Genomic DNA, 650 nt, shown 5'->3' on the forward strand with positions numbered 1-650 from the left:
AAAATAAAAATTGCAAAGGGTTTGGTTAAAGCAGGAGTTTCTGTTGATATTGTTGCAAAAACAATTGATCTCTCTGCTGATGAATGCGTTGAAGAAAAAGGAGGTTCTATTTACTGCCAAATAGGAAAAAAGATAAAAGAATGGAGGCTAGTGAGGGAGTATACTCAAAAGGATTTGACTGAGAAAATGGTTACAACACGTGATGAAATAAGCAACTATGAGCAAGGACGTGTGGCCATTCCACTGGAAAAATTATATGCAATAGCAGAAGCGTTATCGATTAATATTACAGATCTACTAATAGAGAAAGATGAAGGTAGTACAGTAGAAAATGAGCTACCTGATTTGATTAAAGAATACAAAGAAATTGAGAGCCAAGAACTGCGTAATGCATTAATAAAATCTTTATTTGAAGGTTGTGAAGAAAAAGTGAGGAAAGCGGAAAGAATCAAAGTTGCAAAGGATTTAGTAAAAGGGGGAATTTCTATTGATATTATTTTGCAAATAGTTGGTTTATCCGCTGATCAAATTGCATGAAAATTTATTTCTAAGTAAGGTATATATGTTTGTTTCTGTAAGAGATATTAGTTCTATAAGTTATAAAATAGGGCAAAAAATAGAAGATTGTAGATTAATGCAAAGGTGTACTC

General features: G+C 32.3%; 1 protein-coding gene. It reads left to right on the forward strand.

Translation table 11 applies throughout. From position 1 onward, the window contains the following. Positions 1–537, forward strand: a 537-nt coding sequence (locus ACIPNH_RS01255) for a helix-turn-helix domain-containing protein (protein WP_400771152.1), incomplete at its 5' end; no start/stop codon positions are given. Between the last annotated feature and the right edge of the window lie 113 nt (positions 538–650).

It is taken from the genome of Wolbachia endosymbiont of Drosophila barbarae, from assembly GCF_044752445.1.
Lineage (GTDB): Bacteria > Pseudomonadota > Alphaproteobacteria > Rickettsiales > Anaplasmataceae > Wolbachia > Wolbachia pipientis.